This is a genomic window from Pseudomonas sp. A34-9, from assembly GCF_029543085.1.
Classification (GTDB): domain Bacteria; phylum Pseudomonadota; class Gammaproteobacteria; order Pseudomonadales; family Pseudomonadaceae; genus Aquipseudomonas.
The window spans coordinates 5510272-5527227 of record NZ_CP119967.1 but is presented as its reverse complement, the minus strand read 5'-3'; the positions used below and the strand labels follow the sequence as shown (position 1 = coordinate 5527227).

Below are 16956 nucleotides of genomic sequence, written 5' to 3'. Positions count from 1 at the left end.
AGGCAAACCGCCCCTTCAGCCTATCACCCGCGGTGACGACCGCGGAAGTAGTTGATCAGGCCCTGGGTGGAAGGGTCATCAGCGGTGGTTTCATCGCTGCCGACCAGACGGTTGTAAACGCCTTTGCCCAATTCCTTGCCCAATTCCACGCCCCACTGGTCGAAAGCGTTGATGCCCCAGACCACGCTCTGCACGAACACTTTGTGTTCATACATGGCGACCAATGCGCCAAGACGACGCGGGCTGATGCGTTCAACCACGATGGTGTTGCTCGGACGGTTGCCCGGGATCACCTTGTGCGGCGCGAGTGCGTGCACCTGCTCTTCGCTCATGCCCTTGTCGCGCAACTCTTGCTCGGCTTCCGGCAGGGTCTTGCCGAGCATCAGCGCCTGGCTCTGCGACAAGCAGTTGGCGTACAGCCACTGATGGTGGTCGGAGACCGGATTGAAGCTGACGATCGGCACGATGAAGTCGGCCGGGATCAGTTGGGTGCCTTGGTGCAGCAACTGGTGGTAAGCGTGCTGGCCGTTGCAGCCGACGCCGCCCCAGATCACCGGACCGGTATCGGTCGACACCGGCGTGCCGTCCTGACGCACGCTCTTGCCGTTGGATTCCATGTCCAGCTGTTGCAAGTGCTTGGTGATGTTGCGCAGGTAGTGGTCGTACGGCAGGATCGCGTGGCTTTGCGCGCCCCAGAAGTTGCCGTACCACACCCCGAGCAGAGCCAGCAGCACCGGCATGTTCTGTTCGAACGGCGCGGTCTGGAAGTGCTGGTCCATGGTGTAGGCACCGGAGAGCAATTCCTTGAAGTTGGACATGCCGATGGCCAGGGCGATCGGCAAACCGATGGCCGACCACAGCGAGTAACGACCGCCGACCCAGTCCCACATCGGGAAGATGTTCTCTTCGCGAATACCGAACGCCACGGCCGCGGCGTTGTTGCTCGATACGGCGATGAAGTGACGATACAGCTCGGCCTCGGAACCGCCCTGCGCCAGGTACCAGGCGCGCGCAGCCTGGGCGTTCTTCAGGGTTTCGAGGGTGTTGAACGACTTCGACGAAACGATGAACAACGTGGTTTCGGCGCGCAGCTTTTGCGTCAGCTCGTGGAATTCGCTGCCGTCGATGTTCGCCAGATAATGGCAACGCACACCTTTCTGCGCGTACGACAGCAACGCTTCGGAAACCAGCTCAGGGCCGAGGAACGAGCCACCGATGCCGATGTTCACCACGTCGGTGATCGGCTTTTCGGTGTAGCCACGCCACAGACCGTCATGAATGCGGCCGACCAGATCGGTAATCTGGTTGAGAACCTTGTGGACTTCCGGCATCACGTTGACGCCATTGACCGACAGCTTATCGCCTACCGGGCGGCGCAGGGCAGTGTGCAGCGCCGGGCGGCCTTCGGAGGAGTTGACGATTTCGCCGTCGAACAACGCTTTGATTGCGCCCTTCAGGTCGACTTCATTGGCCAGACCCACCAGCAGATTGCGGGTCTGGGCGTTGATCAAATTCTTCGAATAATCGAGAAACAGTCCGCAGCTGCTGAGGGTGAACTGATTGAAGCGCTGCGGATCGGCGTTGAACGCTTCGCGCATGCTGAAATCCTGCATGGCTTGGCGGTGATCTTTCAACGCTTGCCAGGCAGGCAGAGCGGTAACGTCATGAGGAGTGCGGTAGTACGCCATCGCTGCGGTTTTCCTTTTTACTTGAACGGCCTTTTGAACACTGAACAGACCCGGCACGCCATGTTTGGGCATGGGATCAACTGCGTCGACACGATTTCTGGACACAGGGCGAATACAGTAAACCTCGCGCTGCGTTCTGTCTTGACTTTGTCTGACCAGATCCCTGTACTTTTTTAACATCGAGACCGGGAACTGGCCGACAAACGGAGGGGGAGCGGGGCGATTTCGCGATCAGGCGAGCTGAACCGGGATGGCGTTGCTGGTGTGGCTCAACTCATTGCCCGGTGCCATGTAGAGCATGCGCGGCTTGAAATTGACCAGCTCGGCTTCGCTGTAATGGGCGTAGGCACAAATGATCACGCGGTCGCCAACCTTGGCCTTGTGCGCAGCGGCGCCGTTGACGGAGATCATCCGCGAGCCTTCTTCGCCACGAATCGCGTAGGTGGTGAAACGCTCGCCGTTGTCGACGTTATAAATCTGGATCTGCTCGTATTCACGGATGCCGGACAAGTCCAGCCACTCGCCATCGATGGCGCACGAACCTTCGTAATCGAGCACCGCATGAGTGACTTCGGCGCGGTGCAGTTTGGCCTTGAGCATGATCGCGTGCATGAGGGTGTTCCCGGGTTGGAATCGAACGGCGGGCAGTGTGCCCGAAGGCTTTGGGGGCGGCAATAAGGCTTGAAATGCAATTCTCATAACACCGAAAACCACTGTGGGAGCGAGCCTGCTCGCGAATGCGGTGTGTCAGTCAACATTTGTGCTGAATGACACACCGCATTCGCGAGCAGGCTCGCTCCCACAGGGGATATTGCGGTGTTGGTTAAACCGGGGTATCGAGGTTCAGGTGCAGGTTGTCGATCAACCGCGTGGTGCCGAGAAACGCTGCCACCAGAATCACCAGATCACGGTCTTCAGCCACCGCCGGCCGCAAGGTCAGCGCATGGCGGATTTCCAGGTAATCCGGACGCAGCCCTGCCGCTTCCAGCTGCTGCAGCTGAGCACTGATCAGTGCCGGGAAGTCGCGCTCACCTTGCTCGATCGATTCTGCGATCGCGCTCAGGCTGCGATAAACCACCGGGGCCACCGCGCGCTGTTCTTCGCTGAGGAAGCCATTGCGCGACGACAGCGCCAGGCCGTCGGCGGCACGCACGGTCGGCTCGCCGATGATCTGGATCGGCATGTTCAAGTCGTGCACCAGCGCGCGGATCACCGCCAGTTGCTGGTAATCCTTCTGGCCGAAAATCGCCAGATCCGGCTGGACCATGTTGAACAGTTTGCTGACGACAGTCGCGACACCTTCGAAGTGCCCCGGACGGCTGGCGCCGCACAGGCCTTCGGACAACTGCGGCACGCTGACGCGAGTCTGTCCGGCCATGCCGTCGGGGTACATTTCTTCGACAGTTGGCGCGAACAGTAGAGAGCAACCGGCTTCGAGCAGTTTTTCCTGATCCGCCGCCAAGGTGCGCGGGTACTTGTCGAGGTCTTCGCCGGCGCCGAATTGCAGCGGGTTGACGAAAATGCTCGCGACCACGAAATCCACGCGTTGGGTGGCTTTGGTGATCAGGGCAACGTGACCGCTGTGCAGATTGCCCATGGTCGGCACGAAGCCGATGCGCTTGCCTTCGCTGCGAGCGCGTGCAACAGCGGCGCGCAGTTCGCGTACGGTTTTAACGGTGTTCATGCAGAGAATCCGTGTTCGATACCAGGGAACGTGGTGGCTTTGACTTCGCTGACATAGGCCTTCAGCGCAGACTGGATGCTGTCCTGGCCGTGCATGAAGTTCTTCACGAACTTCGGCACGTGGCCAGTGATCGACAGGCCGAGCATGTCATGCAGCACCAATACCTGGCCGTCAACGGCATTACCGGCGCCAATCCCGATGACCGGAATTTTTACCGCCTGGCTGATTTCTGCAGCCAGTTCGCTCGGCACGCATTCCAGCAGCAGCATCGCCGCACCGGCCTGTTCCAGCGAAATCGCATCCGCGCGCATCTGCCGTGCCTGGTTCTCGTTACGGCCCTGCACTTTATAGCCACCGAGAATGTTCACCGCTTGCGGGGTCAGGCCCATGTGCGCGCACACCGGCACACCGCGTTCGGCGAGCAGACGGATCGATTCGGCCAGCCACAACTGACCTTCGACTTTGACCATGTGCGCGCCGGCCTGCATCAATATGGCGCTGTTGCTCAGGGTTTGCTCGAGGGTGGCGTTGGCCATGAACGGCAAATCGGCGAGGATCAGGGCATTGGTGTTGCCGCGTTTGACGCAGGCGGTGTGGTAGGCCATTTCTGCGGTGGTCACCGGCAACGTGCTGTCGTGACCTTGCAAGACCATGCCGAGGGAGTCGCCCACCAGCAGCACTTCGACACCGGCCTCGTTACAGGCGTGGGCGAAGGTCGCGTCATAGCAGGTCAGCATGGTGATCTTTTGGCCTTCCTGCTTGAGTTTCTGGAGCGTGGTCAGGGTGATGGCTGGCATGTAAAAAATCCTCGTTCAGGCGCTCTGGAAACTACTGCGAGTAACGCGCGTGATTCTTCATCTACTCAGGCGCACGCTCTTTTGTCGTGCTTATAAGGCCTGGATTGCGCCCGTATGTGCCGGGTTGGCGGCAGCGGGACGCCTATAGTCGTGATGAGCCAACAGGAAGTCAATTGCGTGTGTTACCGCATTGTTACGAGGGGAGTGTTACCGGCGTTACTGATGCGATTCAGCGCTGCGGCGGGGCTGATTCGCCGGATTTTTGTCCGACAAAAATTGAATGTTGAACGCTGCATTTTGTAGGAGCTGCGCAACGCTGCGATCTTTTGATCTTGATTTGAAAGATCAAAAGATCGCAGCCTCGTTTCACTCGACAGCTCCTACAGGGGATTTGTGTCAGGCGTGGGGGAGGCGTTCCAGGCCGACGAACGGGCAGGCTGCCAGCAGATCGGACAAGGTGCGGCCATCGGCAAGACGCAAATCTTGCGGGGCCAGTTCGGCGAGGGGGTAGAGCACGAATGCGCGTTCCTGAATCTGGTAATGCGGGACTTTCAGGCGTGGCTCGTCGATCAGTCGATCGCCGAACAGCAGAATGTCCAGATCCAGCGTACGCGGGCCCCAGCGCTCAAGGCGTTCGCGGCCCTGATCATTTTCGATCGCCTGCAGCGCATCCAGCAATTGCAGCGGGGCAAGCGTGCTGTCGAGCGCGGCTACCGCGTTGGTGTAACGCGGCTGGCCGGGCAACAACGAATCGCTTTGATAGAAGGCGGAAACACCGGCGAGGGTCGTCTGCGGCAATCGCCCCAGCGCCTCGACGGCGCTGCGCAGTTGTTCGGCAGGGTCAGCGAGGTTGCTGCCCAGGCCGATGTAGATGCGTTCCATGCGTTACTCGCTCGATGCGCTCGGAGCCCCGGCGCGCTTGCGCTTGGAGCCGCTGCTGCGGCGACGTTTGCGCGGCGCGCCACTGGCATCATCGCCCTTGCCGCTGAGGTCGCGGATCATGTCGCGACGCTCGCTGTCGTTGGCGTCCTGATAGTCCGTCCACCATTCGCCCAGGCCATCCGTTTCCTCGCCAGCGCTTTCACGCAGCAGCAGGAAGTCGTAACCGGCACGGAAACGCGGGTTATCGAGCAACAGATCGGCACGTTTGCCGCTGCGGCGTGGCAGCCGCTCCTGCATGTCCCAGATCTCGCGGATCGGCATGGTAAAACGCTTCGGAATCGCAATGCGCTGGCACTGTTCGGCGATCAGTTCGTGCGCGCCTTCCTGCATGGCCGGAATCGGCGGCATGCCACGTTCTTGCAGACGCAGCACGCGAGCCGGCAAAGCCGGCCACAACAGCGCGGCAAACAGGAACGCCGGGGTCACCGGTTTGTTCTGCTTGATGCGCAGGTCGGTGTTGGTCAGCGCTTCGCTGATCAGCGTGTGGGTGTACTCCGGGTTGTGTTCCAGCGCATCGGCACTGGCCGGGAACAACGGGGCGAACAACTGCAGATCGACCAGCATTTCGAAGGTGATCGCGCCGTGTCCGGAGAGGAACAGCTTGAGCACTTCTTCAAACAGACGCGCCGACGGGATCTCGCGCAGCATCGGCGCCAGTTCACGGATCGGCTGCACGGTGTGCTTCTCGATGCCGAAGTTGAGCTTGGCGGCAAAACGCACGGCACGCAGCATGCGCACCGGGTCTTCCTGATAGCGCTGCTTCGGATCGCCGATCAGGCGGATCAGGTGATTGCGGATGTCGTGTACGCCATTGGCGTAATCGAGGATGCGCTCGCTGACCGGATCGTAATACAGGGCGTTGATGGTGAAGTCGCGGCGTTGCGCGTCTTCCTCCAGAGTGCCGTAAACGTTGTCGCGCAGAATCCGCCCGCTTTCGTTACGCGAAGACTGGTTGCTGTCTTCGTCGTCTTCGTTGACCGGGTGATTGGCGCGGAAGGTTGCGACTTCGATGATTTCGCGACCGAAATGGATGTGCACCAGTTTGAAGCGGCGACCGATGATCCGCGCATTGCGGAATTCGGCACGGACTTGCTCAGGGGTGGCGCTGGTGGCGACGTCGAAGTCCTTGGGCGTGATGCCCAGCAACATGTCACGCACGCAACCGCCGACCAGATAAGCCTGGTAACCGGCACCTTGCAGGCGTTCGACGATATTCACCGCATAGCGGCTGAATTGCGTTTTCTGCAGCGAATGTTGGCCGCTGTTGAGCACTTCAGGGGTGCTGCGGATGTGTTGCGTACGACGCACGGGAGTTCGGAATGACTGGAACAACTTCTTCAGCATGGGATGCACTGTTTGAAGGAATGTTCGGCCATACCAAAGAATGACCGCATGATGGGCGCAGATTCTAGCATTTAGTCGGGGGATGGTGTAGGACACGGCCGATTTGAGCTGCAAGCCGCAGGCTACAGGCATCGCGCGCGATAAAAAGGGAGGATTTTGCCGGGAGGAGAAACTACAAGGGGAGCCGAAGCTCCCCAAGAAGTAGTTGCGTGCTCTTTTTATTATTGATTCGGGCTTCTTGTTTTTGTTGAGTGCCCTCGCCACGAAGTGTTTCCTTCGTGACCCTCCCAATCGGGAGCCAAGAGCAAACGGATTGCTTTGGTCGCTGAATTGCAGTGATCTCTCGATCCAACCAGTACAGGCTCTGTCTTAGGACAGTTTTTGTTGTTCTCGGCCTGGTCGTGGGGCAAGCCCCAAATACAACGCCTCTCCAAAAGAATCAGTTAGCTGCGCCTCTCGCCGTCTTGTTTTTATTGTGCGTGAGTCGATTCGTCTTATTTTTATTGTCTTGTGCATTGCTTGTTATTGTTCTTGTACCAAACATATAGCAGGGGGCGTGCCAACTTTTGCGAAACCCAATAAAACAAGGGGTTAGGTCGATATAACCGTTTTCTCGGGGCGAAAAAAAGCCGGGGTTTCGTTACCGATAACCCCGGCTTCTGTTACGTGAAAGAACTGAGGTAACAGTTTTTTAACCGGTTCAAGCGTTACCCGCACACTCGACAGGTAACGTTCAGCTCTCGCTGGCGACCCCGGTCTTGCGCCGCGGAATGCCCAAGCGCTGACGGCGTTCCCACAGGCATTTACGGCTGACGCCCAGTTTGCGCGCCAGTTCGGTTTCAGTCATGTGGTCCTGATGCTCGAGAACGAAGTGCTGGAAGTAGTCTTCCAGTGACAGGTCTTCGGTCGGCTCGTGGCTGCTATTGCTGGCGTTACCCGCCTGTGGCGGCAGACCGATGAACTCGTCGTCTTCCAGATCGCTCAACTCGATGTCGATGCCCAGCAGATCGGCGGAGATTTCCGGGCTTTCGCTCAGAATCACTGCGCGCTCGACCGCGTTCTCCAGCTCACGCACGTTACCTGGCCAGGAATAATGACGGATCGCCTGTTCGGCATCCGCAGCAAATTTCAGGTCGGTACGGTTGATGCGCGCACTCTGGCGAGCGAGAAAAGCAGTGGCGATTTCGTTGACGTCAGCGCCGCGCTCGCGCAGCGCCGGCAGTTTCAACGCGATCACGTGCAGACGGTAATAAAGGTCTTCACGGAACTGGCCGATTTTTGCCAGGCTCTTGAGATCGCGGTGGGTCGCGGCGATCAAGCGCACATCGACTTTCTGCGACTGCACCGAGCCGACCCGGCGAATCTCGCCTTCCTGCAATACGCGCAACAGGCGGGCCTGAGCTTCCAGTGGCAGCTCACCGATTTCGTCGAGGAACAGCGTGCCGCCGTCCGCCGCTTCAACCAGACCGGCGCGACCGGCGCTGGCACCGGTAAACGCACCTTTTTCGTGGCCGAACAGTTCGGATTCGATCAGGCTTTCCGGAATGGCTGCGCAGTTCACCGAGATCATCGGCGCCTTGGCGCGTTTCGACAGGTTGTGCAGGGCGCGGGCCACCAGTTCCTTACCGGTGCCGGACTCGCCCTGGATCAACACGTTGGAATCGGTCGGCGCGACTTTGCGGATCTTGCTGTACAGATCCTGCATCGGCGGGCAGGAGCCGATGATGCCGATTTCGCCGTTGCTATTGTCGACGGCGGATTTGCCGCTGCCATTGGCCGGTTTGCTGGCAACCGCTTCGCCGGCAGCCGGTGCCGATTGGCGATCACGCAGGATCCGCGCGACAGCCTGAAGCATTTCATCGTGGTCGAAAGGCTTGGCGATGTAGTCCACCGCGCCCATCTTCATCGAGTCGACCGCCGAACGCAGGCTGGCGTAGCTGGTCATGATCAGCACCGGTGTGCCCTGGCCGAGCTTGATCAGCTCGGTGCCCGGCGCGCCCGGCAAGCGCAGATCGCTGACGATCAGGTCGAACGTAGGAATGGTGAAGCGTTCTTGTGCTTCCTGCACTGAACCGGCTTCGCTGACCTGGTACTGATTGCGTTCCAGCAGGCGGCGCAAGGCGGAGCGGATAATTGTTTCGTCTTCGACGATCAAAATGTGCGGCATTGATTCGATACTCTCGACGGTCTCAGTTCACAGCGGACGTCGCTTCGACATGACGCGGTAAGGTCACCCGGATACGGGTGCCGCGTTGGCTTTGTACATCAGCCGGGCTGTCGATGGTGATTTGTCCATAATGCTCTTCAACGATGGAATAGACCAGTGCAAGGCCCAGACCGGTGCCTTCGCCAGGATCCTTGGTGGTGAAGAAGGGTTCGAACAATCGGTCCATGATGTTCTTCGGAATACCGCTGCCTTCGTCCTCCACGATCAGATCGACCGTGTGTTCGCCGGCTTCGCTCTTGACCCGAACCGCACTGTGCGGCGGCGAGGCGTCGCGGGCGTTGGAGAGCAGATTGATCAGGACCTGGGCGAGCCGCTGCGGGTCACCTTCGACCCAGTGATCGGGATCGCACAGGTTGTAGAACTGCACTTCGAAGTTGCGTCGGTTCAGCGCCAGCAGGCCGATGGCGTCCTGGGCGACTTCGGCCAGACACACGGGTTCATCGCTGTGCTGATGGCTGCCGGCGTGAGCAAAGCTCATCAGTGACTGGACGATGCGTGACACCCGTTTGGTCTGTTCAAGAATCTGCCCGCTGATTTCCGTCAGTTCGCCGTCGTCTTCGCGTTCTTCGCGCAGGTTCTGCGCCAGACAGGCGATGCCGGTGATCGGGTTGCCGATTTCGTGGGCTACACCGGCCGCGAGGCGACCGATGCTGGCCAGGCGTTCCGAGTGCACCAGTTTGTCTTCGAGCATCTGGGTTTCGGTCAAATCCTCGACCAGTAATACCAGGCCACTGTTGCCCGGTGCGAGCGGTTCATCGATGGCGGCTTTGTGCAGGTTCAGCCAGCGGGTCTGGCCGTCGAGGGCCAGGTGCTGTTTGTGCAAATGCTCGTCGGGCAGATTGATGAAACCCTGCAGCAATTCCTTCCACGGCTCGCCAATGGTGCTCAGGCGCGAGCCGACCACGCGCTGCGCGGCGATCCCGGTGAGTTCTTCCATGGCCTTGTTCCACATCAGGATCTCTTGATCCTTGGCCAGCGAACAGACGCCCATCGGCAGTTCTTGCAGGGTCTGGCGGTGATAACGGCGCAGCGCATCGAGTTCAGCGGCCAGACCTGTGAGACGCGAGTGGTAATCCTCGAGGCGGCTTTCGATGAAATGGATGTCTTCGGTCACGTAGTTTTCGCCACCGGCCTTGTACGGCAGGAAGGTTTCGACCATATCTTGCGCCACACTCGGGCCCATCAGGCCGGAGAGGTTGGCTTCGATCCGGTCACGCAAACGACGCAGGGCATAAGGGCGGCGTTCGTCGAAGGGCAGATAAAGGTCACGCAGCGCTTGCTCGACTTCTTTTTGTGCAGCCTTGGCGCCCAGCGGTTTGGCCAGTTGGGTGGCGAATTCCTGCGGCGAGGCAGCGTGCAGTTCGCGGCGCTGTGGGCGACGAACGTTATCCACAGCGCAGGCTTCGGCGGCGCTGGCCTCTTCGGGGCTGGCGTTAGTGAACAGCGAAATCAAAGTGAACATCAAGACGTTGGCGGCGAGCGAGGCGATTGCGGCCATGTGCCAACTGGTGTCGTCGAGCACATAAATCATGTTCAGCAGCGGGATGTAGAAACCCTGCAGATTGCCGACCAGCGGCAACAGCATGGTCACCACCCAGACCAGAATCCCCGCCAGCAGACCCGCGATGAAACCGCGACGGTTGGCCGTCGGCCAGTACAGCACCGACAACACGCCGGGCAGGAATTGCAACGTGGCGACAAACGCGACGATGCCGAGGTTGGCCAGATCCTGTTCGGCACCGAGCATCAGGTAGAAACCGAAACCGGCCATGATGATCGCGACGATCAGCGCCCGGCGTGTCCACTTCAGCCAGCGGTAGATATTGCCTTCGGCCGGAGGCTGATAAAGCGGCAGCACCAAGTGGTTCAGCGCCATGCCCGACAGCGCCAGCGTGGTGACGATGATCAGCCCGCTGGCCGCCGATAAACCGCCGACATAGGCGAGCAAGGCCAGCGGTTTGCTGTTGGCGGCGATGCCGATGCCGAGGGTGAAGTATTCCGGATTGGTCGTTGCGCCGAGCTTGAGGCCGGCCCACAGGATCAGCGGTACCGCCAGACTCATCAGCAGCAGGAACAGCGGCAAACCCCAGCTCGCACTCACCAGAGACCGCGGATTGAGGTTCTCGGTAAAAGTCATGTGATACATGTGCGGCATAACGATCGCCGAGGCGAAGAACACCAACAGCAACGTGCGCCAAGGGCCTTCCTGCAATGGCGTGTGCAGCGCGGCGAGAGCGGTCTGGTTTTGCAGCAGCCACAGCTCAAGTTGCTGCGGGCCGTCGAACACGCCGTACAGCGCATACAGACCAACGCCGCCGAGGGCGACCAGTTTGATCACCGATTCAAAGGCAATCGCGAACACCAGCCCTTCGTGCTTTTCACGGGTGGCGATATGTCGGGAACCGAAGAAAATCGTGAACAGGATGATCAGCGCGCAGAAAGCCAATGCCACTCGGCTCTGGATCGGTTCACCGGTGAGGATGCCGATGGAGTCGGCGACGGCCTGAATCTGCAAGGCCAGCAGCGGTAGCACGCCGATCAGCATGAAGATCGTGGTCAGCGCGCCCGCCCAGGTACTGCGGAAGCGGAACGCGAACAGATCCGCCAGCGACGACAGTTGATAGGTGCGGGTGATTTTCAGGATCGGATAGAGCAATACCGGGGCCAGCAGAAACGCGCCGGACACGCCGAGATAACTGGACAGAAAGCCGTAGCCGTACTGATAGGCGAGGCCGACCGTGCCGTAAAACGCCCAGGCACTGGCATAAACCCCCAACGACAAAGTGTAGGTCAACGGGTGGCGAATGATCGCGCGCGGGATCATGCCCCGTTCGCTGATCCAGGCAACGCCGAACAGCACCGCCAGGTATGCGGCGCTGATCAGGATCATCTGGGTCAGGCTAAAGCTCATCGGCATCTTTTTGGCTCTGCAGGATGAAGGTCACGACAATCAGGATCAGCCAGAGCAGATAGGGGCGATACCAGGCGCCCGTAGCGTCGATCCACCAATCCATGATGGCGGGGGAAAACAGGTAGATCCCCACGACTAAAAGCAGGACCAAGCGATAGATGTACATCCCGGCCTCTCTTTTTTATGCGCGTGCCCGAAAACGTGCGGCGATGGTAACGGATGGGCGCACGACTGCAAGTGTCGTCATAGCAGTTGCGCTTCGGGCAGCGTCAGTGTGCGCGGGATCTTCGTGGCATCCCAGTGTGCGCTGCCCCAGTTGAGCAGTTCTTGTGGTGAGGCGTGGGCCAGTTCGGTGCCGGGGTTTTGCCCCAGTGCGCGCAGGGCTCGCAGCAACAACGGGGTCGCTTGATCGACCTCCAGCGGCGGCGAGCGGTATGACTTGCCGAGCTTGTTGCCGTCCGGCTGGGTGATCAGCGGCAGGTGCAGGTAACGCGGTTGGCGCAGGCCCAACAGTTCTTGCAGGTAAAGCTGGCGCGGGGTCGAATCGAGCAGGTCGGCACCGCGGACGATGTCGGTGATGCCTTGCCAGGCATCGTCTAGGACCACGGCCAATTGATAGGCATAGAGGCCATCGCGGCGGCGGATCACGAAATCGCCGACGTCGCGGCCCAGATGCTGGCGGTATTCGCCCTGTACGCGGTCGACGAAGTGGTATTCCAGTTCCGGCACGCGCAGGCGGATCGCCGCATCTTGCTGATCATGGCCGGCATTGCGGCACAGGCCCGGATAGATGCCGTTGTACGCTTCGAGCTGTTTGCGCGAGCAGGTGCAAGCGTAGGCCAGACCATGATTGAACAGGCTGTTGAGCACATCGGCGTAGGCGTCATGTCGATCGCTCTGGCGCACCATGTCGCCATCCCATTCGAAGCCATAGCTCTCCAGCGCCTTGAGGATCGCGGCTTGCGCACCGGGTTCTTCACGGGGCGGATCGAGATCTTCCATGCGCACCAGCCAGCGACCGCCGACCGAACGGGCATCGAGGTAGGAGGCGAGGGCGGCAACCAGCGAGCCGAAGTGCAAGTGGCCACTGGGGGTTGGGGCGAAGCGGCCGATGTAGGCGGGGGATTTTTTGGCAGTCATGGGGCAACAGTACTTTTTCAGAGCGTGTACACAACACCTGTGGGAGCGAGCTTGCTCGCGAAGGCGGTGTGTCTGCTACATGAATGTTGAGGCATCTGGCCCTTTCGCGAGCAAGCTCGCTCCCACAGGGGATATAAGGCAAAAGGCAGAAACAAAAACGGAGCGTTCGCACGCTCCGTTTTTCGTTCAGGTCGAGATTACTTGCCGACCTGCTTTTCCTTGATTTCCGCCAGTGTCTTGCAGTCGACGCACATGTCGGCTGTAGGGCGTGCTTCAAGGCGTTTTACGCCGATCTCGACGCCGCACGAATCACACCAACCGTACTCTTCGTCTTCGATCAGTTGCAGTGTCTTGTCGATTTTCTTGATCAGCTTGCGTTCGCGGTCGCGGGCGCGCAGCTCGAGGGCGAATTCTTCTTCCTGGCTGGCACGGTCGGCCGGATCCGGGAAATTGGCAGCTTCGTCCTTCATGTGGTCAACGGTGCGGTCGACTTCCTGCATCAACTCCTGTTTCCACTTGTTCAGGACCTTGGTGAAGTGCGCGCGCATCGGGGCGCCCATGTACTCCTCACCTTTGGCCGGAACATAAGGTTCGAAACCGCTGATCGTCTGATTCTGCTGTTGCTTTGCTTGGGTGGGCATGAAATGGACCGCCTCTACTCTTGTAATCCATTGCGCAGGATTGCTCCATCACCGACACCTGCCGGCCCTGCGGCTGCAAGCGGGCGAACTTACCAGATCAATTCAGCCTGCGCTACTCCCGGATGTCGAGGCCCCGGCGGGTGGCGCTTGCAAATGTTTGGCAAGCCGTGTCTGGTGGTGTTGAAGACCTGTTCAATCACTGATTTTAGTCAATCCTGGAGCGTACGTGCGTATCGTTACAGTCCAGCGTTCTTGAGGCTGTGACCGCTGCGGGTTCTCGCTCGTTCCGGCAGATGGGTAGAATCGTCTCTTTTTCCCTGCCGAAGGAAAACCAATGGCTCAGCCTTACAGTGCGCGCAGTCGTGCGATCGAACCGTTCCATGTGATGGCGCTGCTGGCGCGGGCCAATGAGTTACAGGCTGAAGGTCATGACGTGATCCACCTGGAAATCGGCGAGCCAGACTTCACCACGGCCGAGCCGATCATCCGTGCCGGCCAGGCTGCGCTGACGGCGGGCAAGACCCGTTACACCGCCGCACGTGGCATTCCCGAGCTGCGCGAAGCCATTTCCGGGTTTTATCAATCGCGCTATGGCCTGAACATCGATCCGCGGCGGATTCTGATCACGCCGGGCGGTTCCGGCGCGCTGTTGCTGGCCAGCGCGTTGCTGGTCGATCCAGGTAAACACTGGCTGCTGGCGGATCCGGGCTACCCGTGTAACCGGCACTTTCTGCGACTGGTCGAAGGCGCGGCGCAACTGGTGCCGGTGGGGCCGGAGGTGCGTTATCAACTGACCCCGGATCTGGTCGCACGGCATTGGGATCACGACAGCGTCGGTGCATTGGTCGCTTCGCCGGCCAATCCGACCGGCACCATCCTGACCCGTGACGAACTGGCCGGGTTATCCACAGCCATCAAGGCTCGCCATGGTCATCTGGTGGTGGACGAGATCTACCACGGCCTGACTTACGGCACCGATGCGGCGAGCGTATTGGAAGTTGATGACAGCGCCTTCGTGTTGAACAGTTTCTCCAAATACTTCGGTATGACCGGCTGGCGACTTGGCTGGCTGGTGGCGCCGGATGCCGCCGTCAGTGAGCTGGAGAAACTGGCGCAGAATCTTTACATCAGTGCGCCGAGCATGGCCCAGTACGCGGCGCTGGCCTGTTTCGAGCCGGACACCATCGCTATTCTGGAAGAGCGCCGCGCCGAATTCGGCCGTCGCCGCGACTTCCTCCTGCCGGCGTTGCGTGAGTTGGGTTTCAACATCGCCGTAGAGCCTGAAGGCGCGTTCTATCTTTACGCGGATATCAGCCAGTTCGGCGGCGATGCCTTCGCGTTCTGCCGGCATTTTCTCGAAACCGAACACGTTGCCTTCACCCCGGGTCTGGATTTCGGACGTTATCAGGCCAGCCATCATGTGCGTTTTGCCTACACGCAAAACCTCCCTCGCTTACAAGAAGCGGTGGAACGAATCGCGCGTGGCTTGAAGAGCTGGCAAGGCTGATGCGCTTTTATCCAGCGCTTGAAGAAGCGCGTCTGATTCGTCGTTACAAGCGTTTTCTCGCCGATATCGAAACCGTTAGCGGCGAGTTGCTGACCATTCACTGCCCGAACACCGGCTCGATGCTCAATTGTCAGGTCGAGGGCGGGCAGGTGTGGTTCAGTCGCTCCAACGATCCGAAACGCAAATTGCCCGGTACGTGGGAAGTTGGTGAAACCCCGCAAGGCCGCTTGTTTTGTGTGAATACGGCACGGGCCAACGGTCTGGTTGAAGAGGCGCTGCAGGCGGGCGTTATCACCGAGTTGAACGGCTTTACCGCATTGAAGCGTGAAGTCGCGTACGGGCAGGAAAAGAGCCGTATCGACTTCCGCCTCGAATACCCCAGCGGCCCGGCCTATGTAGAGGTGAAAAGCGTCACCCTGGGTTTCGACGGTACAGCTGTGGCGGCGTTTCCCGATGCCGTGACCCAGCGCGGCGCCAAGCATCTGCGGGAATTGGCGCATCTGGCGCGGGACGGGATACGGGCGGTGCAGTTGTATTGCGTCAATCTCAGCGAGATTGACGCGGTGCGACCCGCCGAAGAAATCGATCCGGCCTACGCCCAGGCATTGAGGGAAGCTGTGGCTTGTGGCGTCGAGGTGCTGGCGTACGGTGTGCGTTTGAGCCATGAAGAAATGGTCATCGACCGACGCCTCGACGTGCTGCTCAACGGTTAAACATCGATCCACAACCCCTGCGCGTCTTCGCGGCAATTGATGGCGGTGAGTGATTGCCCGGCACAAGGCCCGGCCACGCATTCTCCGTCTTCGATCAAAAACAGTGCGCCGTGGGTGGCGCACTGGATCAGGCTGTTGCTCGGGTCGAGAAACTGGTCGGGCTGCCATTCCAGCCCGACCCCGCGATGCGGGCAGCGATTGAGGTAGACATACGCCTGGCCGCTGCGGCGCACGGCGAACAGTTTGTTCCCGTCGATCTCAAAACCACGGCTTTTCGCTTCAGCCAGATCGGCGCCCGCGCAGAGAAACTTCATGACTATCCTCTAGTGTCGGCTCGTGTCTGGATATGTCCGAGCTTGACGTTTAAATGCAAACAATTATCAAATGGCAGCCTTCGTCCGTAGGGCGGCTGGCAGATGTCGAGGATACTTGGCCTGCCATCCTGATGCCCGGGAAAAACCTTATTCAAGGAAGCTGTGTATGCGCCTGAGTACCCGCATTGCCGTGCTGTGTGTCGGACTTCTGGTCAGTCACCAGGCGGCAGCGGCTGATTTGCCGCAACGCTGGGTCAGTGCCGGCGGCGCATTGTCGGAGTGGGTCAGTGCGTTGGGCGGCGAGTCGAAACTGGTCGGCGTCGACACCACCAGTCAGCATCCCGAGTCGCTGAAAGCGCTGCCGAGCATTGGTTATCAGCGCAGCCTTTCGGCTGAGGGCATTCTCAGTCTGCGTCCGGACATTCTGATCGGCACGGAAGAGATGGGGCCGCCGCCGGTATTGGCGCAGGTGAAGGCAGCCAAGGTGCAGGTTGAACTGTTCTCGGCGCAACCGGATCTGCCGACGCTGGAGAAAAACCTGACTCACCTGGGTCAGTTGCTCAGCGCCGAGCCGCAGGCTGCGCAGTTGCTGCAACGTTATCAACAGCAGCTTGATGCACAGAAGGCGCGGGTTACCGAAGCTCAGGCCAAACACAAAGCCCCGGGTGTGCTGCTGTTGCTCGGGCATGCCGGTGGCAAACCGTTGATCGCCGGCAAGGACACCGCCGCTGATTGGCTGCTGCAACAGGCCGGCGGACATAATCTGGCAACTCACACGGGTTACAAGCCGTTTTCCGTGGAATCCCTCGCCAGCCTTGATCCTGAAGTGCTGGTATTCGCCGATCGTGCGCTGACTGGTGAGGCGGCGAAAGCGGCGCTGTTCAAGGAAAACCCGATTCTCAATTCAAGCCGCGCGGCCAAGGCCGGGCGCGTGCTGGAACTGGATCCGACCTTGCTGGTTGGCGGACTCGGACCCCGACTGCCGGCAGCCTTGAAAACCCTGTCTGACGGTTTCTACCCGGCCCAGAGCGGCCAATGACCACACTGG

15 protein-coding genes are annotated in these 16956 nt (G+C 59.8%); 3 read left to right on the top strand and 12 right to left on the bottom strand.

The window, feature by feature from the left end; genetic code table 11:
- Nucleotides 1-23 precede the first annotated feature (23 nt).
- The 11 genes from pgi to dksA all read right to left on the bottom strand — a co-directional run bounded on the left by pgi (nucleotide 24) and on the right by dksA (nucleotide 13374).
- The gene (gene pgi, locus P3G59_RS24675; protein ID WP_277759326.1) at nucleotides 24-1688 is read right to left on the bottom strand and encodes a glucose-6-phosphate isomerase; all 1665 of its coding nucleotides are present in this window, start codon (nucleotides 1686-1688) and stop codon (nucleotides 24-26) included.
- Nucleotides 1689-1919: 231 nt separating this feature from the next.
- Complete coding sequence (gene panD / locus P3G59_RS24670) at nucleotides 1920-2300, bottom strand: aspartate 1-decarboxylase (RefSeq protein WP_003205654.1); 381 nt, start codon at nucleotides 2298-2300, stop codon at nucleotides 1920-1922.
- 211 nt (nucleotides 2301-2511) lie between these two features.
- A complete protein-coding gene (gene panC / locus P3G59_RS24665; protein ID WP_277759325.1) occupies nucleotides 2512-3372 on the bottom strand; it encodes a pantoate--beta-alanine ligase in 861 nt (286 codons plus the stop codon).
- Entirely contained in the window at nucleotides 3369-4169 is an 801-nt protein-coding gene (gene panB, locus P3G59_RS24660; RefSeq protein ID WP_277759324.1) for a 3-methyl-2-oxobutanoate hydroxymethyltransferase, read from the bottom strand. The genes panC and panB overlap by 4 nt, the downstream gene beginning before the upstream one ends.
- A 396-nt stretch (nucleotides 4170-4565) precedes the next feature.
- Nucleotides 4566-5051: a 2-amino-4-hydroxy-6-hydroxymethyldihydropteridine diphosphokinase gene (gene folK / locus P3G59_RS24655; RefSeq protein ID WP_277759323.1), complete on the bottom strand. Its 486-nt coding sequence runs from the start codon at nucleotides 5049-5051 to the stop codon at nucleotides 4566-4568.
- Between the two features lie 3 nt (nucleotides 5052-5054).
- The gene (locus P3G59_RS24650; protein WP_277759322.1) at nucleotides 5055-6455 is read right to left on the bottom strand and encodes a polynucleotide adenylyltransferase PcnB; all 1401 of its coding nucleotides are present in this window, start codon (nucleotides 6453-6455) and stop codon (nucleotides 5055-5057) included.
- 733 nt (nucleotides 6456-7188) lie between these two features.
- Entirely contained in the window at nucleotides 7189-8622 is a 1434-nt protein-coding gene (locus tag P3G59_RS24645; protein ID WP_277759321.1) for a sigma-54 dependent transcriptional regulator, read from the bottom strand.
- A gap of 22 nt (nucleotides 8623-8644) precedes the next feature.
- On the bottom strand, nucleotides 8645-11599 hold the full coding sequence (locus P3G59_RS24640) for a sensor histidine kinase (protein ID WP_178087436.1): 2955 nt from the start codon (nucleotides 11597-11599) through the stop codon (nucleotides 8645-8647).
- Nucleotides 11583-11759, bottom strand: a complete 177-nt coding sequence (locus P3G59_RS24635) for a hypothetical protein (RefSeq protein ID WP_003176118.1) — start codon at nucleotides 11757-11759, stop codon at nucleotides 11583-11585. Before P3G59_RS24635 ends, P3G59_RS24640 begins: the two co-directional genes overlap by 17 nt.
- 77 nt (nucleotides 11760-11836) lie before the next feature.
- Nucleotides 11837-12733: a tRNA glutamyl-Q(34) synthetase GluQRS gene (gene gluQRS / locus P3G59_RS24630; RefSeq protein WP_277759320.1), complete on the bottom strand. Its 897-nt coding sequence runs from the start codon at nucleotides 12731-12733 to the stop codon at nucleotides 11837-11839.
- Between the two features lie 197 nt (nucleotides 12734-12930).
- Complete coding sequence (gene dksA / locus P3G59_RS24625) at nucleotides 12931-13374, bottom strand: RNA polymerase-binding protein DksA (RefSeq protein ID WP_008080850.1); 444 nt, start codon at nucleotides 13372-13374, stop codon at nucleotides 12931-12933.
- 334 nt (nucleotides 13375-13708) lie between these two features.
- Here dksA and P3G59_RS24620 point away from each other — a divergent pair, with 334 nt between their 5' ends.
- Nucleotides 13709-14881 (top strand): pyridoxal phosphate-dependent aminotransferase, encoded by a 1173-nt coding sequence (locus P3G59_RS24620; protein WP_003228248.1) that lies wholly within the window; start codon nucleotides 13709-13711, stop codon nucleotides 14879-14881.
- Entirely contained in the window at nucleotides 14881-15594 is a 714-nt protein-coding gene (sfsA, locus tag P3G59_RS24615) for a DNA/RNA nuclease SfsA (protein ID WP_277759319.1), read from the top strand. Before P3G59_RS24620 ends, sfsA begins: the two co-directional genes overlap by 1 nt.
- Here sfsA and P3G59_RS24610 read toward each other — a convergent pair.
- On the bottom strand, nucleotides 15591-15908 hold the full coding sequence (locus P3G59_RS24610) for a Rieske (2Fe-2S) protein (protein WP_277759318.1): 318 nt from the start codon (nucleotides 15906-15908) through the stop codon (nucleotides 15591-15593). The two genes, sfsA and P3G59_RS24610, sit on opposite strands and share 4 nt — an antisense overlap.
- A 166-nt stretch (nucleotides 15909-16074) precedes the next feature.
- Here P3G59_RS24610 and P3G59_RS24605 point away from each other — a divergent pair, with 166 nt between their 5' ends.
- Nucleotides 16075-16947 (top strand): ABC transporter substrate-binding protein, encoded by an 873-nt coding sequence (locus P3G59_RS24605; protein WP_277759317.1) that lies wholly within the window; start codon nucleotides 16075-16077, stop codon nucleotides 16945-16947.
- The last annotated feature ends 9 nt before the right edge of the window (nucleotides 16948-16956 follow it).